This is a genomic window from Leptotrichia massiliensis (assembly GCF_900104625.1).
In the GTDB taxonomy this organism is placed as follows: Bacteria; Fusobacteriota; Fusobacteriia; order Fusobacteriales; family Leptotrichiaceae; genus Leptotrichia; species Leptotrichia massiliensis.
Genome location: NZ_FNVZ01000005.1, coordinates 438,402 through 464,938, shown reverse-complemented (window position 1 = coordinate 464,938; position 26,537 = coordinate 438,402). Strand labels below are relative to the sequence as shown.

General features: G+C 28.2%; 28 protein-coding genes. 3 read left to right on the top strand and 25 right to left on the bottom strand.

Annotation, left to right across the window (positions count from 1 at the left end):
• Nucleotides 1-15 precede the first annotated feature (15 nt).
• Nucleotides 16-159, bottom strand: a complete 144-nt coding sequence (locus BQ5344_RS12165) for a hypothetical protein (protein ID WP_158663005.1) — start codon at nucleotides 157-159, stop codon at nucleotides 16-18.
• A gap of 49 nt (nucleotides 160-208) precedes the next feature.
• Nucleotides 209-1,348 carry a toxin-antitoxin system YwqK family antitoxin gene (locus BQ5344_RS06075; protein WP_071124577.1) on the bottom strand — a complete coding sequence of 380 codons (1,140 nt, stop codon included), beginning with the start codon at nucleotides 1,346-1,348 and terminating at the stop codon, nucleotides 209-211.
• 316 nt (nucleotides 1,349-1,664) lie between these two features.
• On the opposite strand from BQ5344_RS06075, the gene BQ5344_RS06070 reads away from it, so the two are divergent.
• Nucleotides 1,665-3,881, top strand: coding sequence for a heavy metal translocating P-type ATPase (locus BQ5344_RS06070; protein ID WP_071124576.1), 2,217 nt, complete (start codon nucleotides 1,665-1,667; stop codon nucleotides 3,879-3,881).
• Nucleotides 3,882-4,201: 320 nt separating this feature from the next.
• Here the strand turns inward: BQ5344_RS06070 and purD are convergent, their stop codons facing one another.
• The 20 genes from purD to BQ5344_RS05975 all read right to left on the bottom strand — a co-directional run bounded on the left by purD (nucleotide 4,202) and on the right by BQ5344_RS05975 (nucleotide 22,834).
• Nucleotides 4,202-5,467, bottom strand: a complete 1,266-nt coding sequence (gene purD / locus BQ5344_RS06065) for a phosphoribosylamine--glycine ligase (protein ID WP_071124575.1) — start codon at nucleotides 5,465-5,467, stop codon at nucleotides 4,202-4,204.
• Between the two features lie 21 nt (nucleotides 5,468-5,488).
• Nucleotides 5,489-5,896: a hypothetical protein gene (locus BQ5344_RS06060; RefSeq protein ID WP_021769146.1), complete on the bottom strand. Its 408-nt coding sequence runs from the start codon at nucleotides 5,894-5,896 to the stop codon at nucleotides 5,489-5,491.
• A gap of 144 nt (nucleotides 5,897-6,040) precedes the next feature.
• Nucleotides 6,041-6,556, bottom strand: a complete 516-nt coding sequence (locus BQ5344_RS06055; RefSeq protein WP_071124574.1) for an adenylate kinase — start codon at nucleotides 6,554-6,556, stop codon at nucleotides 6,041-6,043.
• 8 nt (nucleotides 6,557-6,564) lie between these two features.
• Nucleotides 6,565-7,683 (bottom strand): tetratricopeptide repeat protein, encoded by a 1,119-nt coding sequence (locus BQ5344_RS06050; RefSeq protein WP_071124573.1) that lies wholly within the window; start codon nucleotides 7,681-7,683, stop codon nucleotides 6,565-6,567.
• Between the two features lie 8 nt (nucleotides 7,684-7,691).
• Complete coding sequence (locus BQ5344_RS06045) at nucleotides 7,692-8,801, bottom strand: tetratricopeptide repeat protein (protein WP_071124572.1); 1,110 nt, start codon at nucleotides 8,799-8,801, stop codon at nucleotides 7,692-7,694.
• Nucleotides 8,802-8,823: 22 nt separating this feature from the next.
• Nucleotides 8,824-9,984 carry a tetratricopeptide repeat protein gene (locus BQ5344_RS06040; RefSeq protein WP_083378210.1) on the bottom strand — a complete coding sequence of 387 codons (1,161 nt, stop codon included), beginning with the start codon at nucleotides 9,982-9,984 and terminating at the stop codon, nucleotides 8,824-8,826.
• Nucleotides 9,985-10,080: 96 nt separating this feature from the next.
• A complete protein-coding gene (locus BQ5344_RS06035) occupies nucleotides 10,081-10,467 on the bottom strand; it encodes a hypothetical protein (RefSeq protein ID WP_071124570.1) in 387 nt (128 codons plus the stop codon).
• Nucleotides 10,468-10,585: 118 nt separating this feature from the next.
• Nucleotides 10,586-11,761: a YARHG domain-containing protein gene (locus BQ5344_RS06030; protein ID WP_071124569.1), complete on the bottom strand. Its 1,176-nt coding sequence runs from the start codon at nucleotides 11,759-11,761 to the stop codon at nucleotides 10,586-10,588.
• A 249-nt stretch (nucleotides 11,762-12,010) separates the two neighbouring features.
• On the bottom strand, nucleotides 12,011-13,384 hold the full coding sequence (locus tag BQ5344_RS06025; protein ID WP_071124568.1) for a cation:dicarboxylate symporter family transporter: 1,374 nt from the start codon (nucleotides 13,382-13,384) through the stop codon (nucleotides 12,011-12,013).
• A 152-nt stretch (nucleotides 13,385-13,536) separates the two neighbouring features.
• Nucleotides 13,537-14,907, bottom strand: coding sequence for a DKNYY domain-containing protein (locus BQ5344_RS06020; protein ID WP_071124567.1), 1,371 nt, complete (start codon nucleotides 14,905-14,907; stop codon nucleotides 13,537-13,539).
• Nucleotides 14,908-14,944: 37 nt separating this feature from the next.
• Nucleotides 14,945-15,961 (bottom strand): DKNYY domain-containing protein, encoded by a 1,017-nt coding sequence (locus BQ5344_RS06015; RefSeq protein ID WP_071124566.1) that lies wholly within the window; start codon nucleotides 15,959-15,961, stop codon nucleotides 14,945-14,947.
• Nucleotides 15,962-16,289: 328 nt separating this feature from the next.
• Nucleotides 16,290-16,952, bottom strand: a complete 663-nt coding sequence (locus BQ5344_RS06010; protein ID WP_071124565.1) for an HAD family hydrolase — start codon at nucleotides 16,950-16,952, stop codon at nucleotides 16,290-16,292.
• Nucleotides 16,953-17,065: 113 nt separating this feature from the next.
• Entirely contained in the window at nucleotides 17,066-17,287 is a 222-nt protein-coding gene (locus BQ5344_RS06005) for a DUF896 domain-containing protein (RefSeq protein ID WP_071124564.1), read from the bottom strand.
• Between the two features lie 344 nt (nucleotides 17,288-17,631).
• The gene (locus BQ5344_RS06000) at nucleotides 17,632-18,138 is read right to left on the bottom strand and encodes a hypothetical protein (protein WP_071124563.1); all 507 of its coding nucleotides are present in this window, start codon (nucleotides 18,136-18,138) and stop codon (nucleotides 17,632-17,634) included.
• Nucleotides 18,139-18,215: 77 nt separating this feature from the next.
• Nucleotides 18,216-19,589 carry an FAD-dependent oxidoreductase gene (locus tag BQ5344_RS05995; protein ID WP_071124562.1) on the bottom strand — a complete coding sequence of 458 codons (1,374 nt, stop codon included), beginning with the start codon at nucleotides 19,587-19,589 and terminating at the stop codon, nucleotides 18,216-18,218.
• Nucleotides 19,590-19,678: 89 nt separating this feature from the next.
• Nucleotides 19,679-19,813 (bottom strand): hypothetical protein, encoded by a 135-nt coding sequence (locus BQ5344_RS12510; protein WP_268872969.1) that lies wholly within the window; start codon nucleotides 19,811-19,813, stop codon nucleotides 19,679-19,681.
• Between the two features lie 22 nt (nucleotides 19,814-19,835).
• Nucleotides 19,836-20,264, bottom strand: a complete 429-nt coding sequence (locus BQ5344_RS12435; protein ID WP_235846122.1) for a hypothetical protein — start codon at nucleotides 20,262-20,264, stop codon at nucleotides 19,836-19,838.
• Nucleotides 20,218-20,715 carry a hypothetical protein gene (locus BQ5344_RS05985; protein WP_071124561.1) on the bottom strand — a complete coding sequence of 166 codons (498 nt, stop codon included), beginning with the start codon at nucleotides 20,713-20,715 and terminating at the stop codon, nucleotides 20,218-20,220. The genes BQ5344_RS12435 and BQ5344_RS05985 overlap by 47 nt, the downstream gene beginning before the upstream one ends.
• Nucleotides 20,712-21,725, bottom strand: coding sequence for a tetratricopeptide repeat protein (locus BQ5344_RS05980; protein ID WP_021769101.1), 1,014 nt, complete (start codon nucleotides 21,723-21,725; stop codon nucleotides 20,712-20,714). The genes BQ5344_RS05985 and BQ5344_RS05980 overlap by 4 nt, the downstream gene beginning before the upstream one ends.
• A gap of 314 nt (nucleotides 21,726-22,039) precedes the next feature.
• Nucleotides 22,040-22,834 carry a TraX family protein gene (locus BQ5344_RS05975; protein WP_071124560.1) on the bottom strand — a complete coding sequence of 265 codons (795 nt, stop codon included), beginning with the start codon at nucleotides 22,832-22,834 and terminating at the stop codon, nucleotides 22,040-22,042.
• 147 nt (nucleotides 22,835-22,981) lie between these two features.
• Here BQ5344_RS05975 and BQ5344_RS12430 point away from each other — a divergent pair, with 147 nt between their 5' ends.
• Nucleotides 22,982-23,839 carry an MATE family efflux transporter gene (locus BQ5344_RS12430; protein ID WP_235846121.1) on the top strand — a complete coding sequence of 286 codons (858 nt, stop codon included), beginning with the start codon at nucleotides 22,982-22,984 and terminating at the stop codon, nucleotides 23,837-23,839.
• A gap of 3 nt (nucleotides 23,840-23,842) precedes the next feature.
• Nucleotides 23,843-24,361 (top strand): MATE family efflux transporter, encoded by a 519-nt coding sequence (locus BQ5344_RS12425; protein WP_328586188.1) that lies wholly within the window; start codon nucleotides 23,843-23,845, stop codon nucleotides 24,359-24,361.
• 70 nt (nucleotides 24,362-24,431) lie between these two features.
• Here BQ5344_RS12425 and BQ5344_RS05965 read toward each other — a convergent pair whose 3' ends face one another.
• The 3 genes from BQ5344_RS05965 to rph all read right to left on the bottom strand — a co-directional run bounded on the left by BQ5344_RS05965 (nucleotide 24,432) and on the right by rph (nucleotide 26,522).
• On the bottom strand, nucleotides 24,432-24,950 hold the full coding sequence (locus BQ5344_RS05965; protein ID WP_071124559.1) for a PTS sugar transporter subunit IIA: 519 nt from the start codon (nucleotides 24,948-24,950) through the stop codon (nucleotides 24,432-24,434).
• A gap of 147 nt (nucleotides 24,951-25,097) precedes the next feature.
• Nucleotides 25,098-25,697 carry a tetratricopeptide repeat protein gene (locus tag BQ5344_RS05960; protein WP_036070705.1) on the bottom strand — a complete coding sequence of 200 codons (600 nt, stop codon included), beginning with the start codon at nucleotides 25,695-25,697 and terminating at the stop codon, nucleotides 25,098-25,100.
• A gap of 129 nt (nucleotides 25,698-25,826) precedes the next feature.
• Nucleotides 25,827-26,522 carry a ribonuclease PH gene (gene rph / locus BQ5344_RS05955; protein ID WP_036070702.1) on the bottom strand — a complete coding sequence of 232 codons (696 nt, stop codon included), beginning with the start codon at nucleotides 26,520-26,522 and terminating at the stop codon, nucleotides 25,827-25,829.
• Between the last annotated feature and the right edge of the window lie 15 nt (nucleotides 26,523-26,537).

The window sequence follows — 26,537 nt, the reverse complement described above, 5'->3', positions numbered from 1 at the left end:
TATTTTTTATTTATCTTATCTGTTTCTACCTGAACCGCTTCCACTATCTGCAGATTTTCCTGAAATTCCTTTACAGTAACTTCCCTTCTGTACTTTTATGTTTTGCGAAAAACTTAACAGTCCAAATGATAATAATGCTGTTAAAACTAATTTTTTCATCGTAAATCATTCCTTTCTAAATATTTATACTTTAATTCTTTCTACTATATTACTTAATTACAGGGTTTTTCAAAAATTCTCTCAAAGCTTTTGGATCTTTATTATAATCTTTCACAAAACTTAATGAACTTTCCGAAGGAACTTTACAATAACTCTTGAAATATTTTGTAATAAAATCTTTGTCGTTAAGTTCAGTATATTTTTTTGATACTTTTTTAATATCTTTAGACATCTTTAACAAATATGATTCTATAAGTGCTTGAACAGGCTCTCCTTCAAATATATAATACTGAGGAATAACCATTCCCAACGAAGAACAAAAAGATTTGTTTCCAAAAAGTTTTACTTGTTCCTTATAGTGTTCTTCTGTCAATCCCTTTAAATTCAATTCCTTCAATGTCTTGAAAAAGTAGTCCCTATCCTCAACATTTACCTTATAAGTGCTATCTTGTGCAATAAATCCTAAAAACTTATCAATTTTTGTTGAACTTACAACTTCATCATCTTTATAGGTTCCTTCTTCTAAAAGTCGTCCTTTATTATCAAAAACTTCAAATTTACCATCTCTAATAAATGTATAATAGGAATAGACAATTCTATTTATTTCTTTGTATATTACTTCAACTTTCATTGTAGTTTCTTTATTTCCTTCTTTTGTGTGAATTTCCATTATACCTCTATTTCCTGAAGTTTGATTATATGTGGATTTAATACTTCCATCTTGATTATATACTTTAGCAAAAGTCAAAACATCATTTTTAAATATTTGTATATTCATTAGTTGTCCATCTTCATAATAATTTTTGGATTCACCATCTTTTATCCCATTTTTCCATTCACCAACATCAATTAATTGTCCATTATCTGTATAAGCATAAAGTTTTCCATGATTTTTACCATTTTTTATAGTGGATAATCCAATAATTTTCCCATCTAAATAGAGAACTGCCACTCCACTAAATCCTTTTCCTGGTTGTCGCGGAATTCCATTTATTATTTTAAGCGTGGTTATATCACTCACATCAACATCTTTAAGCTCATTATAATTACTCAACTTTGAAAGCCCTTTTATTGTTCCTAATTTTACTCCAAATGAAATTGTACTTACTAGCATAACTAGTATAAACATTACTAATTTTCCTAGATAACTTTGTTTTTTCGAATTTCTTTCACAAAAATAGTATTTCATTTTAATCTCTCCTATCTTCATTTAAATATTTTACAATAGCACATTATTTCATGAATTACATCATAATATAATCTTATTAATGAAATTCAATAAATTATATCACACATATCTGATATTATTCTTTTTTTCTAATGTTAATATTGATGTTTTATTAAAAAATATTAAATTATAATAGATTTAGTAAAAAAATAACTATTAATTTACGAAAAAATATGTTGACAATAAATATTAAATATAGTAAACTATATATGAATAGATGTTCATATATTAAAATGATATAAAATTGATAAATAAAAAACTTTTGGAGGTTAGGCTCATGAAAACTAATGAATGCACGCTATTTATTGAAGGGGTAGATTGCCCTAACTGTGCGGCTAAGATTGAACGAAAACTAAATACACTTAATAGAATTAAGGAAGCTACTGTTGATTTCCTTGGAAAAAGGGTTATTGTGGAGTCTGAGAATTTTTCACAGGATGAACTGGCTGAATTTATTCAAGCCGAAGTGAATAAAATTGAGGATGGAGTAAAGATTTCTACCAAAAAGTTTCATGCCCACAGCCATAGTCACTCACATTCTCATGCACACGCTCACTCCCATGATCATAGTCACGCTCATGGAGGAGAGGATACTGATAAAATCAAGAAAAAATTATTGATTGGCGGAATTTTATTTGTACTAGGAATTTTTATTCCAAAAACTTTATTTATTCCTAAATTAGCTTTATTTTTAGTAAGCTATTTCATAATCGGTGGCGATGTGCTGCTGTCTGCTGTAAAAAATATTTTGAAGGGTCAAGTCTTTGACGAAAACTTTTTGATGGCTATTGCTACAGTTGGTGCATTTGCTATTGGAGAATATCCTGAAGGTGTGGCTGTTATGCTATTCTATCAACTTGGAGAACTGTTTCAAGGCATTGCAGTTAATAATTCAAGAAAATCTATTATAGCGTTAATGGACATTCGTCCTGATTATGCAAATCTTAAAACTGATAATGGAATAAAAAAAGTAAATCCTGAAGAAATAAAAGTCGCTGACATTATTGTAGTAAAACCAGGAGAAAAAGTACCTTTGGATGGAAAAATTATAAATGGAAATTCAGCTTTTGACACTTCTGCACTAACAGGAGAATCATTTCCTCGTGAAGCAAAAACAGGAGACAACGTCCTAAGTGGATTCATAAATAAAACAGGGCTTGTGGAAATTGAAGTTGCAAAAGTATTTTCAGAATCAACTGTTTCCAAAATACTTAACTTAGTAGAAAATGCCAGCAGTAAAAAATCAAAGACAGAAAACTTTATTACAAAATTTGCAAAATATTATACTCCAGCAGTTGTAATAACAGCTTTAATTATGGCAATTTTCCCTCCATTGTTAATTTCAGGCGCAACATTTACAGATTGGATTTATCGTGCTTTAATTTTCCTTGTTGTATCTTGTCCATGTGCTTTGATTATCTCTATTCCATTAGGGTTTTTTGGTGGAATTGGCGGTGCTTCAAAACACGGGATTCTGGTAAAAGGTGCAAATTATCTGGAAGCATTGAATGATGTGGAAAGTGTCGTTATGGACAAAACTGGAACTTTGACAAAAGGTGTTTTCAAAGTTACTGAAATAAACGTTGAAAATAATGTAAAAATAAATGATTTTGAAAATAATAAAACTGATTTGACACAATCTTTACTATTAAAATACGCCGCACACATTGAAAAATTTTCAAATCATCCTATTGCTCAGTCAATAGTTTCTGAATATGAAAATACTGCTACAAAAATTGATGAAAGCGTTATAAAAGATTTTGAAGAAATTTCAGGATTTGGAATAAAAGCTAACATAAATAACCATCAGATTTTAGCTGGAAATTCTAAATTGATGAACTTGGAAAATATTAAATTTACTGAAAAAGAGAATTTAGGAACTGTAATTTACATTGCATTTGATGGACAATATATCGGAAATATCCTAATTTCTGATGAAATAAAAGCAGATTCTCCAAAAGCAATCAAGGGAATGAAAGCAAACGGAATCAAGGAAATTGTAATGCTTACTGGCGATAACAATGCAATTGGTAAAAATATTGCTCAAAAGCTTGGGATTGATAAAGTTTTTGCTGAGCTGCTTCCAAATGAGAAAGTTGAAAAATTGGAAGAAATTTACAAGACTAAAAGTGAAAAAGGGAAAGTTGTATTTGTAGGAGATGGAATAAACGACGCACCTGTACTTGCCAGAGCTGACATTGGAATCGCAATGGGAGGTGTCGGAAGTGATGCCGCCATCGAAGCTGCAGATGTTGTAATAATGAACGATGAACCTTCAAAAATAGTAACCGCTATGAAAATAGCCAAAAAAACTAAAACAATTGTTTGGCAAAACATTACTTTAGCATTTGCTGTAAAATTAATTGTCCTAATTCTAGGGCTTTTTGGAGATGCAACAATGTGGGAAGCTGTATTTGCAGATGTTGGTGTTGCCTTGCTTGCTGTATTGAATGCAACTAGAGTTTTGAAATATAAAGTTGATGAAAATTATTAATTGTAAATATTTTTGAAAATAAATAATTTTTAAACAAAAAAGTACACTTTGAGGATAAATAAATAAATATCTTTAAGTGTACTTTTTATTTTATACTATTCCCATTTAAATAGCAAAGTCTAATAAATTTTGAATTACATATTTTAGCAAGGAATTAAAACTTCTAATTTCTAATGGAGTTTAATATTTAGATTATTTTGTTTAAAAAAAATATTGTTCAAAATAACCCAAAATATAAACTTAAGAGAATAATTTAATAAAGAACATAATTTTAATCTCTTATTTATAAGTATTAATTATAAATTTTTTTTTCATTTTTATTAAAATCTTCCACCAATATCTTTTCTAAAATACATTCCTTCAAAATTTATAGTTTTCAAAAGTTCATACGCCTTTTTTTGTGCTTCTTCCAATGTATTCCCAAGAGCCACAGCATTTAATACTCTTCCACCATTTGTCAACAGTTTTCCATTTTCAACTTTTGCTCCACAAATAAACACTTTGTTATCATCAGTTTCTTTAAAGTCAAGAACTCCTGTAATTTCATCGCCTTTTCTATAACTTTCTGGATAACCTCCAGCAGCGGCTACTACACAGCACGAATGTAACGGCTTCCAGTTAACTTTTATTTCCGATAATTTTTTTTCAAAAGATTTTTCTATTAATTCAAGTAAGTCATTTTCTAGAAGTGGCAATACCGCTTGAGTTTCCGGATCTCCCATTCTCATATTGTATTCAAGCAGGTAAACGCCTTTTTTCGTAATCATAAGTCCAAAGAAAATCACACCCGCAAAATCCATTTCTTCAGCCTGTATTCCCTTCAAAGTCGGCTGCATTATATCTGACTTAAATTTTTCAAAAATTTCATCCGTAACAAAAGGATTTGGACTGATAACTCCCATTCCTCCTGTATTTAATCCAGTTTCATCTTCCCAAATCTTTTTATGATCCTTTGCTGACAACAGCGGTACAATCACTTTACTGTCTGTAAATGATAAAATCGAAGCTTCTACTCCATCCAAAAATTCTTCAATTACAACTTGACTTCCAGCATTTCCAAATTTCTCATCAACCATTATATCTTCTACAGCCTTAATAGCTTCATTTAGATTTTGAGCAATAATAACACCTTTTCCAGCTGCAAGCCCACTAGCCTTTATAACCACAGGAAAATCTTTCCAGTTATTCAAAAATTCCTTAGCTTTTTCAGAATTATCGAAAATTTCATAAACTGCTGTCTTTATTCCATATTTTTTCATAAAATCCTTAGAATATGCCTTACTTCCCTCAAGAATCGCGGCCTTTTTATCAGGCCCAAATATTTTCAGTCCATTTTTGTGAAATTCATCCACAATTCCCTGAACAAGCAATTCCTCACTTCCCACAACTGTCAATTCAACATTATTATCTTTGGCAAACGAGATATACTCATCAATTGATCCTAAATTCACACTTTCAGCATTTGGTAACATTTCTACACAGGCATTTCCTGGAGCTATAAAAATCTTCTCCACCTTTTCATTTTGAGAAAGTTTCCAAGCAATCGCATGTTCTCTTCCACCAGCACCCACAATTAATATTTTCATCATTTCCTCCTGTATACTTATTTATATATATTTTTCTATATACTCTAAAAGTTCACTAGCAACTCTCAGTGGACCTTGAGGTGCAGTTTTTAATCCGTTATCTTTAAGATTTTCTAAAGATAAATTTTCATTATCTACATATTTTAATAATTTTAATCTTATAAATTCTTTTTTCATATTTTTATTTTTATCAAATTCACTTTTATTAAGCCAATATTTACTATCATCTACTTCAATATTAGAAGAAATAAAGATTTTCTCTATAATCGCTTTATACATTATTTTTTGTTGAGGTCTTGTACAATATAGATATACAGTATCACCTTCTTCATATTTTGATTTTTTTGTCCAATCTATAAATCCCTTATCGTTAAAAGCAGCAAAATAATCATACTTTGTAGAGTTTGCTGGTATTATCCAATATCTCATTTTCCCTCCTAAATATATTTTATCACATTTTCCTGTAATATTAAATGCAAAAAATTGAAAATTATTTTTAATAATCTATTTTTCTCCAATTATAAAGTTGTTGTTTATTTTTTATCAATTTTACTATAAATACATCTAAAATTTTTACAATTCAATATCAAATTGATACTCATCATCAATAAGCGTATAATCAATATTATGAATTTTACATAATTTTAACACTCTTTCATTATCTCTCAAAACACTTTCCAAGGTGCAATAGCTATCATCTATTCTACTTTCAACAACATTTGCATATTTTTTTATATCACCAAAATGTTTATTAATGTAATTTTTACTCATAACCAGACAAATACATTTTATATTCTCTAAATATTCTTTTTTAAAATCTTTTTTCCAGTCAAATGAAATATAACATCCCTCGACAATAAGATTCTGTTTATTTTCAATAGCCGTTTTTATCATTTCCAAAATAATTGGCCATAACAAATCTGTTAATTCATCATCACTGCTCATAGCCGTCAATTTAGTATATCCACTTCGGATAAGTCCCATTTTTAAATGATCAATAGACAAATACGGATACTTATATTTTTCAAGTAATTTTTGTGCCAGTTTTGTTTTTCCGGTATGAGAAGCTCCCATTATTAAAATTATCATTTTCCCTCCTAATCTAACTTCTGATGTCGTGGACAATCTATCAAAAAACAGTCATACAAAAATTTAGGATAAATTTTTACTTCTGGTTTATAATCTGTTTTCAATATTTTTTCATATTCTGCCTTCAAATTCTTTATTTGTCTTTTTATCTCCCTAATTTCTTCTTTTTTCTCAGATTTCGTATATTCTGTTAAAAATTCTCCATTTTTAATGCTCTCTATTTCTTCATCTTTAATCTTCAAAACTATTTTAAAATTTTCTTGCAATTTTTCTATTTCGTTTAACTGTTTTAAAGAATAAAAATAGAATCTCAGCCACCAAGCTGGAAATTGATAATCTTGAATTTTAAACTTTGAATAAATTTTTTCACTTTTCTCATAACTTCGTGCTAAATAATATAGCTCTGCAAACTCTTCCTCAAAAAAATCATCTTTATTAACCGTTTCTAACATTAATTCATCAATCTGAGCCTCAATATTTTCAAATTCCTTCAACTGAACTTTATTCGCAATGTAAATATATTTTACCTTAATAAAATCCTCTTTTCCAAATTCAAAATCTTTTTTTATTAATTCTTCCAAAATTATTTTCGCCTCTTCGTTTTTTCCATTAACCATCAGCAAATTCGCATATTCAAACTTATAAATCGGATTATTTTCTAATTCACAAGCTTTTTTATACATTTCTTCTGACTTATCGTATTTCCCAGCACCATAATAATCCGCCCCAAGTCCATAATAAGCCTTAGAATTATTTGAATTAAACACCACAGCCTTTCTCAAAGTTCTAATTGCTCTCTTACTACCATCTCTCTGATCATCATAATAATACCCTAAATTAGTATAAATCCGTGATTTTTCCTCATCAGTCAATCCATTTTCATATTTTTTTATAAATTCATTCAATAATTTATAAATATCCTCCCATTGATAAGTTAATTCATTATAAACTGCCGCTAATTGACAAACAACTTCCACATTTTTGGGATTTTCTTTCAATTTATTTTCCAAAAATGTTTTATACCCTTCATAAACAGAATCGTAATCACTATTATTTCTAATTTTTTCTTGAATATATTTTATCCATTCTTTTACCGTTTTTCTTTCTAAGTTTTTTTGTTTTTCCAATTTTCCTCCTAATCTAACTTCTGATGTCGTGGACAATCTATCAAAAAACAGTCATATAAAAATTTAGGATAAATTTTTACTTCTGGTTTATAATCTGTTTTCAATATTTTTTCATATTCTGCCTTCAAATTCTTTATTTGCCTTTTTATCTCCCTAATTTCTTCTTTTTTCTCAGATTTTGTCCATTCTCTTTTAAATTCTCCATTTTTAACATCTTCTATTTCTTCATTTTTAAATCTCAATGCTTTCTCAAAAGATTTTTCTAATTTATCAAATTTATCTAATCGCTTTAATGAATAAAAATAAATTGGTAGTTCCTCATATGGTACTTGGCAATCCTCTTGAGTGTCTATTTTTAAATAAATTCCTACAAGTTTTTTATAATTCTCAGATAAATAATACAGACTTTCTAAATCACTACCAAAAAAATAATCATTATCAATATTTTCTAACATTAATTCATCAATTTGAGCCTCAATATTTACAAATTCCTTCAACTGAACCTTATTCGCAATATAACCATATTTTATCTTAGCAAAATCCTCTTTTCCAAACTCAAAATCTTTTTTTATTAATTCTTCCAAAATTATTTTCGCCTCTTCGTATTTTCCATTAACCATCAACAAATTCGCATATTCAAACTTATAAATCGGATTATTTTCCAGCTCACAAGCTCTTTTATACATTTCTTCTGATTTATCATATTTCCCAGCACCATAATAATCCGCCCCAAGTCCATAATAAGCCTTAGAATTATTTGGATTAAACGCCACAGCCTTTCTCAAAGTTCTAATCGCTCTCTTACTGCCATCTCTCTGATCATCATAATAATACCCTAAATTAGTATAAATCCGTGATTTTTCCTCATCAGTCAATTCATTTTCATATTTTTTAATAAATTCATTCAATAATTTATAAATATCCTCCCATTGATAAGTTAATTCATTGTAAACTGCCGCTAATTGACACACTTTTTCTACATCTCTCGGATTTTCCAAAAGACATTTCTCTAAATAATCCATATATTCAATAAATGCATGCCTATAATTATCGTAACTATCATTTTTTTTGATTTCATCTTGAATATATCTTGCCCATTCTTTTTGTGTTTGTTTCATAATTTTATTCCTTTCATATTTTTCAATTCTCATCAATTATCAGATGCTGTGGACAATCCAGTAACCAACATTCATATTTCAAGTACATAAATATTTCCATCTTAGGCTTAAAATCTGTATTCAATATTTTTTCCAGCACTAAATTAATGTTTTTCAATTTCTGTTTTTCATCTTCTATCATTTCCAAAAGTTCTTCTTCCGTTGTATCTTTCCGATATTCTTCATCAGTCTTGATTTCTTTAATATTTTGAAAAATTTCTTTTTCAGCTTCTTTCAATATTTTGTCTATTTTCTCAAATTTATTCAATTGTTTCAAAGAATAAAGATACGGTGCCATATAATTTGCTTCTAAATTAAAATTAACATTCTCTGCATATTTACAATATTTTTCATAATTACCACATAAATAATATAAATCTTTTATTACATCTTCATCAAACGTGTGAAAACCTTCATACGTCAACCAATTCAAATATTTTTCATAATCTGTTTTCTCCAGCATTTCAAACTCTTTTATTTTTTTCAAAAGTTTTTCTATATTTTCAGTATCTTTATTTCCTAAATAAATTTCACAAAGAACTCTGTAAAAATGATATTTAATGCTGTTTGAGTCTTCCATTAATAAATCATCTAAAATTTTTTCAGCTTTTTTATATTCTTTATTTTGAATTAAAATCAGTGCATATCCATAACTATATTTCGCTTCATCACTCATTTTGCAGGCGATTTCTATATTTTCAAGAGATTTTTGATACATTTTAGCATGAAAACAAATAGCTGAAAGTCTGTAATAAATGTTTGCATTATTTGAATTAATTTTTATTGCTTTTTCAAGATAATCAATAGCCTCTTCTTCCATACATCCCATATCTTCACACAAATAAGCCAAATCAACATATATTCTAAACTTTTCATCTTCAGTTAAAATATCAAAATTCCTTTTCAAAAATGTTTCTAAAATTTCTATATCGTCGCATCTTCTACTCAAATAACAAACTCCCGCCAACTGACAAACGACCGAAACATCTTCAGGATTTTTCGTGGTTTCCTTTAACAAGTATTCCCTATAATTCTCAAGTGCAACATCATATTCTGTTCTGTCCTCATTTTCTAATTTTTCCCAAATTTCATAAATATATTTTTTCATACCTTCATTCAATTTAACTTCAATATCCAATTTCATCTCCCGATTTTTATTTTAAACTTATTATAACACTTTTTTAAAAAACAAAAAAGGTTACAATTTTACTTGTAACCTTATAACTTATTTTGATTTTAATTATTTATTAAAACATCCTTTTTCATATACTTGTGTATCTGCTTCTCTATGTGTTTCACTTCTATAACTTCTAACATTTTCAGCATCAATATATAAAGTACCGCTATTATCATCAGCAACTTGAATGCTAATTCCACATTTAAAAACTAAAACTCCATCTTTTTCTTGAAATTTTTTATATCTTTCATAAGGTAAATTTTTTATGACTAAAGTTGAACTACTCCAGTCACCATTTCCAATCCATCCGCTTCCATATATTATTGCATTACCATTTCTATAATCTAATGTTTCTATATAAAAGTCATCTCCTGGTTCCAATTTTTCAGAATAGGCTAAACTTATAGTATTTATTAACAATAGTAATGCAACAAATAAAATTTTTTTCATTTCCTATAATCTTCCTTTCATATTTCTTATTTTTTAAAAAATTTCTATTAAATTATATCAGAAAAAATAAATAAATCAAGTGTTATTACTTATTTTTTTAATTAAAATTTTTATAAAATTATCTTCTCCGACTATCCATAATCTTATCCACATTATTAATAACTTCATAGTCATCTTCTCTCAATTCCACATTTTTTCCAATTGGAATATACCACAGGAATTTTGAGAAATAATCTTTTAATTTTTTATCAGAAAAATCATATCCTGCTACTGCATAAGGATAATTTCTCATTATTTTCAAATCTTCATTGGTAAGTTCTTTTAATTCATCTGCTGTTAAATATCCCGCACTGTAAGCGGCTTTTGTTAAATCATCTCTGTATTTATAGCCTTTTTCCGTTTTTTCAGAGAAATAGTAATTACCATTTAGATAGGCTATTTCTGATAGACTAAATTCATCTTCAGGGCTAAAATTCTTTGTTTTAAAATGTAAATATCCTTTTTTCAATTTTGCATAAAGAACTTTATATTGCCCGTCTCTATCGTAATAATTTCTATATCCGTAATCAATATTCCCTTCTCCAGCTAATTTCCAGTCTACATATTTTCCATTCTTCATCTTTATTTCAGGTATTGCAATCAAAGCGCTTCCAGGCTCAACAATTACTTCAAAGTCATCCACTTTTTGATTTTTCCATTTTGAAATAGTAGACCAGACATAATTAAAGTCGTTATATCCGACACCGCCACTTCCATCGTAACGATAGCTATGCTCAATTACATTTTCTCCCTTCTTCAAGTTTGCTTTAAAATAATAAACATAGCTTCTTTTATAATAGTCGGCTTCCTCTTTTGCCTTTTCTTCGTCATATTCCTTAAAATATTTTTTCACTTCTTCAAGTTTTTTCACGTCCTTTGGAACAAAATCGGTTAGTCTGTAAGAAACTGTATTTACACTCTTCCCATTTACAACAGTTCTAAAATTTTTAAAATGATTAACTTCATCCCATTCCTCATTTCCACCTTCAGGCGTAATAAATCCAATGTATTTCTCCCCAGCCTCAGGACTGTCAAACACAAATTTTACAGTTACCGCCATTTCATTTACTGGTCCATACTCCCCCTTAACTTTTTCCAGCTTAAAATGAAGTTTCTCACTTTTTATCGCAATATTAGACACATTCATTGGAACAATATGCCCACCTTCCGAACCAAATTCCCAATCATTTGCCAGTAAATTTGTACAAAAAATAAACATTAAGCAAAATAATAAAAGTACTCTAATTTTTTTCATAGCAACCACTCCTATTTTCTATTTTTTTGTTTTTCATTATAAATTATACCTTGTATTAAATTTTAGTCAATATCTTTAATTTTTATTTTTAGAAAAATTAAAAGGATTAACTCCTGTTTTACACAGAAATGAATCCTTGTTAATCTATTAAATTACTTATCTAATTACAGATTTATTAATAACATAGACAAAGCAAAAATTTTAGGAGCAACTATAAATTTACTGCTTTAAAAATTTTTAAAAAATTTATTATGCTTCACTTATTCTTTCCCCTTTAAAAACTTCTTCATTAAAAGTTCCCATTTCTTTGTCTACAACAGTCGAAACTACCATTGCACCGTTTACATTTATTGCTGTACGTCCCATATCTATTATTGAGTCAATTGGCAGTACTAAAGCTACTGGAGCAAAAGGTAATCCCATTCCACCTAGTACGACTGTTGCTGCGATGTAGGCTGTTCCTGGTACTCCTGCCATACCGAACGACCCTAATGCAATCACTGTTATAAGGCTTATTAGAAATACTGGAGTAATTGCAATGCCGTTCATATTGGCAATCATTATTGCTATTACTGCTGGAAATACTCCTGCACAACCATTCATTCCTATTGTTGTCCCTAGTGTTGCCGTAAAGTTTGCTGTTGGTGAACTTACTCCTACTTCTTTTTCCAATGTTTCAATTGTTACAGGTAAAGTTCCCATGCTTGAAGTTGTTGTAAATGATAGAACTAACGGTGCTGTTACTTTCTTGTAATATCTTAGTGGATTTACACCGTGTATTGCAAGATTTAAAGATTGCATTACTACAACCAGTCCTAATGAAATAAACATTACAATCAGATATGTAACAAGATTTTTAAATACTTCAAGCCCATAAGAAGCTGTCAAATCAAACATCAATGCCGCAACTCCATACGGAATTATTTTTATTATTGTAATCGTAACGCTTGTCATTACTGAAAATAATGCTTCTGTTACGTCCTTCAAAGGTTTTATTTTTTCAGGATTTTTTAATCCAACTCGGTTTGTTGCAAATCCTAAAAACGCTGTAAATATCACTACTCCAATAACACTTGTTTCTGTCATAGCCTTAAAAATATTTGACGGTATAAACGAGACTACAACATCAACAAGACCTTTATATTCCCCTTTTCCAGCCCATGCTTCCATTCCTTCAGGCAATTTCATTCCAACTCCGAGCTTAAATGTCATTGCAATTACAATTCCAATAATCGCCGAAATAGCCACAGTCGCTGTATAATAAACTACTGATTTTATGGTCAGTTTTCTCAAATTCTCATTATTTTTAGAATTAATTATTGAATTGTAAACAGATAGCCCAACTAACGGAATAACTATCATTTTTAAAAGGCTCGTAAATCCTCTCCCTACTAACGAAGCTGCATTTGTTACATTCTTTATAACAACTTCATGCTCAGCCGCTCCCACTAATCCCAAAGTTGATTGAAATACAATTCCCACAACAAATCCTAATACTGTAGAAATTATTATCCTTGTAGAAAACTTAAATTTTTTCTTTAAATTCACATTTATATGAATCAATAAAAAGAACAGTAAAATCAAAATCACTACCCATATACTTGAAAACACTATCGCTGACATTTTTCCTCCTAATTTTATTTAAAATTTATTCTTAAAATTTTCATATACAAATATTATCATTAATTTATTTTTATGTCAAGATATTTTTGTAATTAAATCATTTTTATAACAAATTTTATAAATTAAAAGTTTAATTTTAAAAAAATTGAAGTTTATTTCACAATTCTACAATATTCATATTTATGATTTTTATCCTGTGCTGTAATTGAACTCTTTTTAGTTTCGTTGCTTTTTTCTAGTGAACTAAAAGCGTCAAAAATATTTTCCAAAGTATCTATAAATTCATCCATTGCTTCATCCTTGTCATTTCCTACCAGTTCAAAAGTTTTTACATCAGCACCTTTTAGCACTTTGTCATTACAATAAACATTATTTCTATCTTTATAATAATTTTTACTAAGTATTTTTACACTATCCTTATCTACGTTCAATTTTACAACCTTATTTTTCGTCAAATCAAAAGGATCTTCAATTAACAGCTTAAATACTCCATCCTTATTTTTAAAAAATATTGCATACGCAACATTAGCATTTTTACTCATATACAGTGTCTGAAATTCAATTGGGCTTATATTTTTTAATTTATATTCTTTATAAAAAACATTGCTTTTATCTTTTTCAAAGAAATTATCCACTATTTGAAAAGTTTTTGCTTCTGCTCCTTCAATTTTATTTTTTTCAAAATAAACATTATTTTTATCCTTTGAAAAACCATTACCTATTAATTGAAAAGTTTTTACATCTATATTCTTAAATTTTTCATTATTGTAGTAAATGTTATTTTTGTCTTTTGAATATCCCTCTCCAATATTCTCAAAGCTCTCTTTATCAACATTTTCCAACTTTGAAATATTATAGGAATCATCACTATCATAAAAAATTACTTCTGCATCTCTATAAATGCCATTCTTATCCTTTATATATCCATCACCAATATTTTCAAAACTTTCCCTGTCTATATTTCTCAATTTCATTTTTCCAGAATAAATCCAGTTTTTATCTCTTCCAAAGCCTCCACCTAAATCTTCAAAAGTCCTTTTATCCACGTTATCAACTTTTTCTGCATATATTCCTTCCATAACATAGATGTCATTTTTATTTCTAAAATAATACATTTTACCCTTAGAATTCTCATAAAAAGTAACTTTTTTCATATCTACCGGTTCGCCACTATTTTCATACCGTACAGTCTCCCCATATAAATAAATATAATTTTTGTCTTTTCCAGTATCTTCATCCAATATTTCAAAACTATTTATATCTGCCTCCAAAATATCATATTCCTTATAATAAATAGTATCCTTGTCTTTCGCAAAATTCTCATTCAGAATTTTAAAACTCTTTAAATCGGGACTTTTTGTTAAATATTTTTCACTTTTTTCATCATCTATCCGCTTTACAACCAAAGTTTTATGATAATCCTCATTATAATAAATTTTACCATTTTCAATAATGTATTCAGAAAATCCCGCATTTCCTATTAAAATTAACAAACCTAATATTCTTAAAACAGTGCTTCTCATAAAAATCCTCCTTTTTTCAAATCCATTATTCCTTTAATTATCTCACAGAATAACAATCATAATACCCGTGCTTGCTATCTTTCGCTGTTTCTACATCTGAATCATAAAATACTTTAAAACTCTTGACATCAGCTCCTTCCAAAATTTTTCCATCGCAAAAAATATTATTTTTATCTTTTGAATATAAATCGTTTATTAATGCAAAAGTCTTTGAATCCGCCTTTTCTATAACACTTAATTCGGATATTTCATTCAAAAAATACACCTTTTCGCTATCTTTCAGATAATAACTCACATCATAAACATTTCCCACAACTTCAAATCCATTAGATAAAATCTTTTCCAGCTTAATTCCCCTATAGTACACCCTATTCTTATCCGCAGAAAAGACAAAATCAATGATTTTAAAACTATTTTTATCCAGTCCCTTCAATTCATCCGCCTTCCCATTTGCAACATAATAAATTCCTGTTTTGTCTTTTACATATCTAAAATATTTTTTATTAATCACTTCAAATGTATTATAGTCAATATTTCTTAGTAAAATTAATTTCCCGTCAAATTCAGGAAAATTAATATTTCTTTCTAAAAAGTAAACATTTTTCCCATCTTTAATATAATATTCAGCTCCGTCTTCCTTATTCGCAATTATTTCCATCTTACTGTTTTTCAAATTATCGATTTTCCAATAAAAATAATAAAGGGCATTTCCTGACTTTACCAAATAATTATTTATTCTCTCAATCGGCTTGTCTTCTAATTTTCCAACTTTCTCCCCTTCAAAATAGACATTATTCTCATCTTTTCCGTACCAAGTCCCCTCAATCCATCCAAATGTTGTAATATCCGCACCTTTCACTATTTCGCCATTAAAATAAACTTTCCCCTTCTCCACTAAATATGGATTTTTAGGTTTTTCAATAACATTCTCACTTTCATTTTGCTTTTCAATATTATTTTCTATTCTTTTATTTTTATCACTATTTTCACCACAAGTCATTACAGTTATCAACAACAACATCAACAATATCACTCTTTTTAAAATTTTTTTCATAAATAAAAATCCTTTTCCAAATTTTTTTTATAACAATTCATAAAATAAAAAAATCAATTAATCTAAAAAATTATAGATATTATATTCAAATCCCTATATTATATTAAATTTTTTATGACCTATAGATTTCAAATTATGCATTGCTTAATAAATGTTTTTCATAATTTCATGAATTTTTTGATTTCAACTATTTATACTAATTCTATTATTTTAATGGGGAATAGTATTAATAAATTATACCACATTTTTTATTTTAAAAGACATCAAAATATAAATAAAAAAAACGTCTTAATACAAAATACTAAAACGATTTTTTCCTAAAAACTTTCTATTTACCTTTTATTCTTTCAATAATTTCCTGAACGCTAGACACCTTTACATCTTCATCAATTCCATCCTCACCTTTTACTTCACCAAATCCCCATTTACAGTAAACAATATCAATTCCAGCATTTTTAGCTGTATTTACATCCACAAGCATATCTCCAACAAATAATATTTTTTCTTTTGAAATATTTAAGTTTTGTGCCATTTTGTGAACATTATACGGATTCGGTTTATTTGGATATTCCTTTTCATTTGAACCAAATATTCCATCAAATTTCCATTTAGATAATTTTTTATCAACTGCAGATAAAGCTGTTTCATGATCCTTGTTTGTTACAATACCTTTTTTCACACCATTCTGTTCCAGAAAATCAAGCAATTCAGGTATTCCTTCATAAGGCTCAACACCATAGTCAAAGTAAATATCATAATATTTTCTTATAACTTTTTCCATTTTCTCATTCGTTACATCCTCATATTTCTCTTTTCCCAAAATATTCCGTGCAAGCCCTGAAACTCCACCACCAACAAATTTTACACATTCATTAGCAGAATATTGCTTTTTCCCAAGTTCTTCCATCGCTGAATTTACAGTCTTTGTAATAGATTTCGACGTATCCATAAGCGTCCCGTCCAAATCAAATATAACTAAATCGTATTTCATAAATTTCCACTCATTCCCTTCCTAATCCACTTTAAACAATTACCAAAATCTTATCAATCCAACTTTCAAGATTTTAAAAGATTAATCTCTAAATGCTATTATTACTGTTTTATTTAAGCTTCAGGCTCAATAATATTTCCGTCATCATCAATTGGATTCCCATCGTCATCCACTCTAACAACCTTAATGCTATCCAAATGTCCCCTCACACTTTCCTTAAATTTTTCAATATACATTTTTCTATATTTTTCACGCTCTTTCTTCTCTTCTTCCGTCAATTCCCTCTCACGTGCTAACCTCGAAAATTCATTTACTTTTTTAATAATATCTTCCATTTTTAAATTTTCCTTTCTAAAAATATTACTTTAATTTCTAATTTCCATCTTGATTTTATCTAAAATATGGCATAACATATTAAAGTAAAATTCGATTATGTTTAAGCCCTTAATGTTGGGGTTATTTTTTTTATCTTTTTTCTATTGCAGAAATTTCGTAATCCAAAAAGTATGTAACAATATTATTATACTGTATTGACTATAATTTATCAACACTTTTCAAAAAATATTTCTCCCCAATTTATATATTCTATAAATTCCTAAAACAAAAAATCACAGTTAATCTTAATAACCGTGATTTTCATTTAAAGAAATTTTTTATTTATTATTCTATCTATTATTTTTTAAAATGCCGAAGCAACATATCCTATAAATGCAATATATGATATAAAAATATTTGCAATATCTAATAAAGATAGTGTTAAATATCCACAATCTCGTAATTTATCTCTATCTTTTCTTAAAATTACAATTATAAAAATATACACAATTACCGTAATGAACGTAATAAGATATAATTTTAGCATATTTAGAAGAAATAATACAATTATTATATCAATTGTTATTATCGAAAATAAAATATAATTATGAATTTTTTTGTTTCTTTTATTTATCAAAAATATTAAAATAGCAACATAGTAAAAAACTGAATGAAATATTTGGCTAGGTACTAAAATAATTGCATTTCTCATCAAATTTATCCATCCTAAAAAATAAATTATTTCAGAAATTAAATCCATTTTCAAAAACCTTTTTACTTTTTTCTTTAAAAAAATTACTCTTATAATATTAAAAATAATCTTAAATAGATTATAAAATACTACTAATCCCATAATTATTAACTCGCCCATTTATTCTCCATTCTTTGTAGTATTTTTAATACTTCATAAAAATTCATAAATTTTAACTAAAATATTTTTTATTTTCTTTATTTCACACTTCCAAACAAATCATTCAAAGCCTCACTCATTGTAGGGTGAGTAAATATCATATCTTTTAGGAATGTATATTTTTGTTCAGCTTTCATGGCTGCTGCAACAATGTTTATCATTTCGTGGGAAGTGTTGCATAATAAAGTACATCCCAGTATTTTATCTGTTTTTGCATCTATAACTGCCTTAAGTAGTCCATCTGTTACACCTTCTATTTTTGCTTTTGGAATTGCCATTGCTTCAAGTCTTCCTGTTTTTACTTCGTATCCTTTGGCAATTGCTTCGCTTTCAGTCATTCCAACTCTTGATAAAGGTGGATTTATGAATACGCTGTATGGAATTACATTTCTGTCGTTTACCGTTCTGTTTCCTCCATTGTAAAGATTATCTCTTATTATTCTAAAGTCGTCAAGAGAAATATATGTAAATTGAAGTCCGCCTTTCACATCTCCCATTGCCCAAATGTTATCAGCTGTTGTTTTCAATGTTTCGTCAACTACAACCGCACCTTTTTCATCAGTTTTTACTCCTGCCGCTTCTAGATTAAGACTTTCTGTATTAGGTTTTCTTCCGATTGCCACAAGAATTGCATCTGATTCAATTTCGCTCTTGCTTGACCCTTGTGAAATTTGCACATACCCTTTTCCATTTTTATCAACAATTTTCTCAATTTTTGATTCTAGTAAAAATTTAATTCCTTTTGCCTCAAATATAGCCTTTGCCCTATCAGCAATTTCTTCATCTTCTCTAGGCATAAGTCTTTGTGCCAAATCAATCACTGTAACTTCTGATCCAAAATCAGCATACATCGAAGCAAATTCCAGCCCAATGTACCCTGCTCCCAAAATAGTCAATTTTTTAGGAAGTTCCTTCAGTTCCATAATTGAAGTGCTTGTATACACATGGTTACTTTCTTTAAGCCCTTTTATACCAGGAATTATTGTAGTCGAACCTGTATTTATAAATATTTTTTCTCCTTCAATCTGAACATTTTCCCCATTACTTTCAATATTAACAACATTTTTTGAAGCAAAACTTCCAAACCCATCATAAATATCAATATTTTCCTTTGTAGCCAGCATTTCATAATTTTTTCCACGTAATGCACCAATCAATGTATTTTTATTATTTATGCTTTCTTCATAAAATTTTTCCTTTTCCTCAATACTGCTTAATCCTTTATTTTTAAGAACTTTTGTACTGTCAACAAGTTTTTTTGTAGGAATACACCCAATATTTATACAAGTCCCTCCATACATCTTGTCCGATTTCTCAATCAAAGCCACATTTTGACCTTTCCCAGCTAAAAATCCTGCCAAAGTTTTTCCACCTTTTCCAAATCCAATTATTATTGCATCATATTTTTTCATTTTCTTCGTCCTTTCCATTCTATACAATTAGTTACATAATTGTATTCATTATAAAATTAGATTTCCTTGTCTTAAGAATACCACATTTTTTATAAAAAAACAAGAGTATTTGTGTTTACAAATTTTATTATTTTTTCAATCCCCTTAATAACTAAAATATCTAAAGTCTTCTCATCTTCCATAAACCCCACCATATAATCATTTGGAAATTCAGGAAATATCATCACAACTGTTCCAATTGAATTTTTAAAACTTTATCAGATAATTTCTTTTTACTTTTACTACATCGTATTCATCATCAAAAAATAGCAAATATCCCTCCCAAACTTCAACTTCTAAAAAAATTTTCTTCCTTTCCTTTAAATAAACTGTTTTTCCATCAGCCCAATATTTTTCCAGCTTATCCTCAATTTCTATTTCCACATACTCGTACAATCCATATTCATAATCCAAAATAACCGAATTCCCCTTAAATTTTAATACCGCTTCCCGTTCAATTTTTTTTTCAATTTTTTCATTTTCACTAACTATTTCTATTTTTTTCAGTTCTCCTGTTTCATAAGACAAATATATTTTTATCTCTCCGTTATTAAAAGAAAAAATCATATCTCGCTCGCTTACCACATTCTCACTTTTTCCAGTAAAATCTATCATTTTCAATTTCAAATTTTCCATAAATCAAAATTCCTTCTGCATAATTATTCCTATTTATTAAGATTACTATATTTTCACAAATTTTTACTCCAAAATAAATATTAAGCCTGTTATCAGTAAAATAACATCTGATAATATTTTTGGAAATATCAATCTCCAAAAAATCTAATTCTTTAACTTTTATACCATCTTCATTGTATTCTTCCCTTTTAAAATAAATCTCGCCTTCTATTATATTTTCAGGAACTTCTATTTTATGTGTAAATTTAGCCATTTTCAATATATTGAGAATTTCCAGCGAATTTATTCTCCCGTCTTCTCCTATTAATAAATAAAAACTGTATAATTTTTTTTCATACGAAACGCTTGAAAGTTCCGTTACCTTCCTATTTAAATTAATCTCTACATATTCATCAGAATTATTTTCAAATTTATCAATATTTTTTACAAATTCCAGTTTCTCTATTCTCATAAAACTCTCCATTTTTTATTTCTTTTATGATTTAATTTTTTCTGTTTTTCTATTTTTTCCAATTCTTCTAATTCTTCATTTATTTTCAAAGCTTGATTATATTTCCCTTGCTTTTCATATAATTTGGCTAAACTCGTTAATGCAAGTTCCTTATGTGCAAGTTCTTTTGCTTTTAAAAGACTATTTTCAGCCTTGCCGTAATCTCCTTTCATTTCATAAACTTCTGCTAACAGACGCAATAATCTTGCTCTTTTTTCTTCAATCCGTTTCACATTGTCTTCTGAATGTGAAAATAATTTTTCCGATTCTTTTAATAACCATTCTTCAGCTTTGTCATAATCTTTTTTCCACATATAAAGTTCCCCTAAAAGTCTTTCTGCATTCGGATATTTTTCATTAACAAGCTCCTTGTAGAGTTTTTCAGCTTCATCAAAGTAATCGTGCCTCTGATAATAAAAAGCCAAAGCATTTTTTACCTCAATATTTTTATTTAAATTTCTTTTAAATGCTTCCACCACTTCGCTATTAATTTCTTTCCTTTCTCCATATACCCACACTCTAAACAATGTATCTTCACTATAATCTCCCTGATCCATTGCCTTTATATAATATTTTCTTGCATTCATTTCATCTCTCTGATTAGCATAAATCTGTCCTGCAAATGCACTTGCTTCCTTCACTCCTCTGTCCGAGCCTTTTCTTGCCCATTTGAGTGCCTTTTCTTTTTCCCCTCTCGCACTATAGTTTCTTGCTAGATAATAATCTGCTATTGGAATATCCTTTTCCACACTTTTAAAATACACTACCCCAATTCGTAAATATTTTTTCTGAACTTCTAGTCCCTTTTGCAAAATTCTTTCCTTTTCTGCCATTGTCGGTTTTTTCTTCATTTCAGCAATTTCCGTTTTTGCCTTTTTTAAAGCTCCTTTTTCCTCCTCCGAGAAGGGGATATCCCCACTACAGCTCACTAAAAATAATACACTTATCAAAATTAAAATTATCTTTTTCATAACTTGCCCTTTCTATATTTTTTCAGTATTAACAAAATTTATATTTTAAATTTTATACAATAATATTATACCTCATTTTTGTTTATATTCCATTTTATACTATTTCCCATTTAAAGAGCAGAAATCAAAAAATTTATAAAATTAAAGTTATTTTTTTATAGGGTTATGCCTTTCACCATACAAAAAAGACTGAAAAAAATTCCAGCCTTTAATTAAATATTTCTATACCAATCTTTCGCCCTATTTTACTATTAGGAATTTCTATAAATTTATAATTAAATCCGTTTTTTGTTACAATACTTATATCATTTAGTTCAATAAATGATGTATTTCTTAAAAAAAATATAAATCATTACAATTAACAAAAGATGTAATGGATAAAAACTGTAAAACATATATTTTGTAATTTTATTATGAATACCTTGCTTTCCATTGTAGAGCCATATAAAAACTAATGAAAATATTGCAAATGATTGTGATGATACATTTATTTCATTTCCAAAACAGTTTAAAGTAACATTATATCCCCATATAAGAAAAATATTTATCCATGCTAATAAGATGACTTGAGCTATAAAATTCCACCATTTTTTACTTCTGAAAAAATAAAATACTAAAACCATCATAATTCCATATTCTCGGTAATCACTAACTATAAGGCGTGTAATAAACATAGCTAAAATACTTATAATAATTTTTCCAAAAATTTTTACTGTTACAGGTAAGTTATCTTTATTTTTAATTTTTTCAAACAAAACTAGCATATATAAAGCAATCCCAAAAGTCCACAAAACATTATTATATGGAAAAAATATCGATGGACTCCCAAATACAGAAGTACTTACCAAAAGATTAAAAGGTATTTCTGAAATAACAGCAAAAATAAAAATACGCTTTAAATATTTACTCCTATTCTTCGTTTTATAAAACCCCTCTACAAGCATAAAGGCAAAAATAGGAAAGGCAAGCCTGCCTAAAAGATTCATCCATATCTGATTCTGATTAACAAAAAATACATTCCACGAATGATCTAATATCATAAACGAAATAGCTAAAATATGTAGCGTAAAAGAATCTAATCCTTCTAAAAATATGTTTTTTTGTTTCATTTTAACTCCTTAGATAGTATAATTAAAATAATATCTAAATTTATTTTTTTAATTTCTAGACTCCTTTTATTTTAACATACAATTAATTTTCCCACAAGTAAAAATTATTTATAAAAAAATCATACTGATAAGAAAATTTACATTAAAATGTCTAGAAAATTTAAAATAGCGAAAAAACAAGCAAAAATAAATAATTATCCAAGAAAACTTTTTAATGGAAGAGTTATTAATACTTTACTTTTTTTGTCTATTCCAACATTGCTGGTCGGAATTATTCAAGCACTTATCCCACTCTCAGACAGTTTATTTCTAAACAGACTCACAAGTGTAGAAATTGCCAGTTCAGTTACATTTAGTCAGCCTGTACTAAATATTATGATTGCATTTTCGCAGGGGCTTGGCGTGGCTACACTTGTTATGATAGGTAGACTTTACGGTAAAGGAAGAATGTTAGCGGTAAAGGAAACGATGCTACAAATTTTTGTATTCAGTTTTTTTATTGGGCTTTTACTAATTCCTATATGTATGTTTACAGCTCTTTTAATTTCAAATAACACAACCTCTGAAATTCGTAACAATGTCTATATCTATATTTCCCTTTATTCACTGGTAATGCCTTTTGTATTTTTGGCTGCCATTTACAATTCTTCAAAAAATGCGATTGGACGTCCTGAGGTTACATTTGTTAGAATTTTTCTTTTATTAATTTTAAAAATTATTTTTAATTCAATTTTTTTATATGTTTTAAAAATGGGAATTGTGGGTGCAGTAATGGCATCACTTTTTTCTTACATAGTTGTTACAATCTGGATGTTTTACGATTTATTTTTAAAAAGTGGAGATATAAAACTTAATTTACGAAGTTACACAATAAAATTGCCAATTATAAAACGATTATTAAAAATCGGATTTCCTTCAATGTTAAATTACGCCTTCTTGTATCTTGGATTTTTTCTTATAAATAAGGAAATGGAAAAATTTGGAGCTGTTGCCTTAAATGCTTAGGGAATTGCTTCCAATATCAATGCAATCTGCTTTATTTTACCATCCTCAATAGGAACCACCGTTTCCTCAATGATTAGTATAAATATGGGAATTGGAAATGTAAAAAAATCTAAGGATGTGTTCAAGGTGGGCTGGATAACTGGCGTTACTATTTCAATTTTGACTATTGCCTTAATCCTGCCTATTTCATTACCACTCGTATTAACTTTTACAAAAGTTCCAAAAGTAATAGAAATTGCTGATAAAGCTCTCCATATTTATACTTATTCAGTAATTGGATTTAGTATTTTTATGATAGCACAAGGAGTTTTTATAGCACTTGGAAGAACAACAATTCCATTAGTTATGTCTGTTTTAAGAATTTGGCTATTAAGATATATTTTTATTTTATTAACACAAAAATATTTTGGACTTTATTCAATATTCTGGGGAAATTTATTTTCAAATACACTGGCTGGAATAATATTCTTTATTTTAGTAAAAGCTATCGATTGGAAAAAAGTAATAAAAATTGTAAAATAAAAAATCTCTAAAAAAGCAGAAATACTCTTGCTTAAATAGAGATTTTTTGAATAGAATTTATTTTATTAAATTATTTTTGAACATTTAGTACAACTGTTTCTCCAGCTGTTGCAGTTCCAGATTCAACTGGGTTTAATGAAGCATAATCTTCATAGTTTGAAATAATTACTGGTGTGATAATTGATTTTGCATTTGCTTTTAAGAAATCATAATCATATTTAATTAATGGATCTCCTACTTTTACTACTGCTCCTTCTTCAGCGATTCTTTCAAATCCTTTTCCTTCCAATTGAACTGTATCCATTCCGAAGTGAACAAAAATTTCGATTCCAGAAGGTGTTACAATACTGAAAGCATGATTAGTATCAAAGATTTTTTCTACTCTTCCAGAAGCTGGTGCTAACATTACTCCTGACGCAGTTGGTTCGATAGCAATTCCATCTCCTACCATTTTTTGTGCGAAAACTTCATCAGGTACTTCTGATAAAGGTAATAGGTTCCCTGAAATAGGTGCTTTTACTTTTCCGTCAAATTCCTGTTTAACATCATCTTCTTTTTTACCTTTTTTGAATAAATCAAATAATCCCATTCTAATTCCTCCAATTTATTTATTTTATATTTAATTATCTTATTTTTATGTTACCATATATAATGAAATTAGTCAAATCTTAATTTGACAATCCAATCAAAATTTTATTTTTTTATTTTACTAAATACTTTTTATATGCATTTATTTTTAATTAGACTTTTTCAAACTACTTCTTAGCACTTTTAAATTGCTTTTCGCATGCTCATCCCCAAGTGCCGCAGCCTTCAAAAACCATTTCTCAGATTCCTTAAAATTTCCTTCATTTCCAAAAATCATCCCTAAACGGTTCATTGCATTAACATCATCTTTCCAAGCCATTTGTAAATAAATATCTTTCAATTTTTCAGTTTGATTTGTTGTATTATAAAATATAAGTAAATTTTCCTTAGCTCCTTCACAATTTTTTTCAATTGCTTTTAGGTAATATTTCTCAGCTTCTTCATTTTTACCATTTTGTTCATATAAAATTGCTAAATTATTTAATGCATCATAATCTTCATTTTCAATTGCAATCAAATAATACTTTTCAGCATTCTCAAAATCATGTTGGCTAGCGTAAAGATACCCTAAGTTATTCGCACATTCATAATCTCCAGCTTCAATAGCCTTCAAAAACCACTTTTTCGCATTTTCATTATCATAATTATTTTGAAAAATAAGACCAATTTCATTTATAGCCTTCGTATCTCCAGCCTGTATTTTTTTCATATACTCGTCAAATAATTTTTCCATTCCACTTTTCTTCATATATTCTTTCACCATCCTTTCTAAATTTTATATTTTTTATTCAGATTTCTAAAATTTTTTAACATGTACTTTATTTAGGTTGATTACTATAATTAGTCTTTGTTTAAATATTTCAAATTTAATCTTAATTTATAAACTAAATAACTTATGAAAGGCATTTTTTGATAATTCAATAAACTTCAATAATTCCGCATGAGTAAAAGTTGCTTCTTCTCCTGTACCTTGTAGTTCAATAAATTCGCCTTTGTCGTTCATTACAATGTTCATATCTACATCAGCTCTTGAGTCTTCTTCATATTCTAAATCAAGTAAAAGTTCATTTCGAACTTTCCCAACACTTATTGCTGCAACTTTTGATTTTATTGGAATTTCTTTTAGTTTTCCTTCATCTATCAATTTTTCAATTGCCAGTTCCAAAGCGAGATAGGCTCCTGTAATTGAAGCTGTTCTTGTACCGCCGTCTGCCTGAATTACATCGCAGTCTATCATTATTGTTCTTTCTCCTAATTTTTCCAAGTCTATTGCAGCTCTTAGTGCTCTTCCAATTAAACGTTGGATTTCCATCGTTCTTCCAGAAAGTTTTCCTTTTGTTGATTCCCTTTGGACACGTGCATTTGTTGCTCTTGGAAGCATGCTGTATTCTGCCGTTATCCATCCTGATCCTGTTCCTTTAAGCCACCTTGGTATTTTTTCTTCAACTGTTGCATTACAAATAACTTTTGTGTTCCCAAATTCGATTAAAACTGAACCTTCTGGATGAATAATGTAATTTTTTGTTACTTTTACTTCTCTCATTTCATCATTTTTTCTATTATTTTTTCTCACATTTTCTCCTAATTT

What these genes read in the sequence shown, in the direction of transcription:
- BQ5344_RS12165 (WP_158663005.1), bottom strand. Translation starts at nt 159, where the DNA reads ATGAAAAAATTAGTTTTAACAGCATTATTATCATTTGGACTGTTAAGT.
- BQ5344_RS06075 (WP_071124577.1), bottom strand. Translation starts at nt 1,348, where the DNA reads ATGAAATACTATTTTTGTGAAAGAAATTCGAAAAAACAAAGTTATCTA.
- BQ5344_RS06070 (WP_071124576.1), top strand. Translation starts at nt 1,665, where the DNA reads ATGAAAACTAATGAATGCACGCTATTTATTGAAGGGGTAGATTGCCCT.
- purD (WP_071124575.1), bottom strand. Translation starts at nt 5,467, where the DNA reads ATGAAAATATTAATTGTGGGTGCTGGTGGAAGAGAACATGCGATTGCT.
- BQ5344_RS06060 (WP_021769146.1), bottom strand. Translation starts at nt 5,896, where the DNA reads ATGAGATATTGGATAATACCAGCAAACTCTACAAAGTATGATTATTTT.
- BQ5344_RS06055 (WP_071124574.1), bottom strand. Translation starts at nt 6,556, where the DNA reads ATGATAATTTTAATAATGGGAGCTTCTCATACCGGAAAAACAAAACTG.
- BQ5344_RS06045 (WP_071124572.1), bottom strand. Translation starts at nt 8,801, where the DNA reads ATGAAACAAACACAAAAAGAATGGGCAAGATATATTCAAGATGAAATC.
- BQ5344_RS06040 (WP_083378210.1), bottom strand. Translation starts at nt 9,984, where the DNA reads ATGAAATTGGATATTGAAGTTAAATTGAATGAAGGTATGAAAAAATAT.
- BQ5344_RS06035 (WP_071124570.1), bottom strand. Translation starts at nt 10,467, where the DNA reads ATGAAAAAAATTTTATTTGTTGCATTACTATTGTTAATAAATACTATA.
- BQ5344_RS06030 (WP_071124569.1), bottom strand. Translation starts at nt 11,761, where the DNA reads ATGAAAAAAATTAGAGTACTTTTATTATTTTGCTTAATGTTTATTTTT.
- BQ5344_RS06025 (WP_071124568.1), bottom strand. Translation starts at nt 13,384, where the DNA reads ATGTCAGCGATAGTGTTTTCAAGTATATGGGTAGTGATTTTGATTTTA.
- BQ5344_RS06020 (WP_071124567.1), bottom strand. Translation starts at nt 14,907, where the DNA reads ATGAGAAGCACTGTTTTAAGAATATTAGGTTTGTTAATTTTAATAGGA.
- BQ5344_RS06015 (WP_071124566.1), bottom strand. Translation starts at nt 15,961, where the DNA reads ATGAAAAAAATTTTAAAAAGAGTGATATTGTTGATGTTGTTGTTGATA.
- BQ5344_RS06010 (WP_071124565.1), bottom strand. Translation starts at nt 16,952, where the DNA reads ATGAAATACGATTTAGTTATATTTGATTTGGACGGGACGCTTATGGAT.
- BQ5344_RS06005 (WP_071124564.1), bottom strand. Translation starts at nt 17,287, where the DNA reads ATGGAAGATATTATTAAAAAAGTAAATGAATTTTCGAGGTTAGCACGT.
- BQ5344_RS06000 (WP_071124563.1), bottom strand. Translation starts at nt 18,138, where the DNA reads ATGGGCGAGTTAATAATTATGGGATTAGTAGTATTTTATAATCTATTT.
- BQ5344_RS05995 (WP_071124562.1), bottom strand. Translation starts at nt 19,589, where the DNA reads ATGAAAAAATATGATGCAATAATAATTGGATTTGGAAAAGGTGGAAAA.
- BQ5344_RS12510 (WP_268872969.1), bottom strand. Translation starts at nt 19,813, where the DNA reads ATGATATTTCCTGAATTTCCAAATGATTATATGGTGGGGTTTATGGAA.
- BQ5344_RS12435 (WP_235846122.1), bottom strand. Translation starts at nt 20,264, where the DNA reads ATGGAAAATTTGAAATTGAAAATGATAGATTTTACTGGAAAAAGTGAG.
- BQ5344_RS05985 (WP_071124561.1), bottom strand. Translation starts at nt 20,715, where the DNA reads ATGAGAATAGAGAAACTGGAATTTGTAAAAAATATTGATAAATTTGAA.
- BQ5344_RS05980 (WP_021769101.1), bottom strand. Translation starts at nt 21,725, where the DNA reads ATGAAAAAGATAATTTTAATTTTGATAAGTGTATTATTTTTAGTGAGC.
- BQ5344_RS05975 (WP_071124560.1), bottom strand. Translation starts at nt 22,834, where the DNA reads ATGAAACAAAAAAACATATTTTTAGAAGGATTAGATTCTTTTACGCTA.
- BQ5344_RS12430 (WP_235846121.1), top strand. Translation starts at nt 22,982, where the DNA reads ATGTCTAGAAAATTTAAAATAGCGAAAAAACAAGCAAAAATAAATAAT.
- BQ5344_RS05965 (WP_071124559.1), bottom strand. Translation starts at nt 24,950, where the DNA reads ATGGGATTATTTGATTTATTCAAAAAAGGTAAAAAAGAAGATGATGTT.
- BQ5344_RS05960 (WP_036070705.1), bottom strand. Translation starts at nt 25,697, where the DNA reads ATGAAGAAAAGTGGAATGGAAAAATTATTTGACGAGTATATGAAAAAA.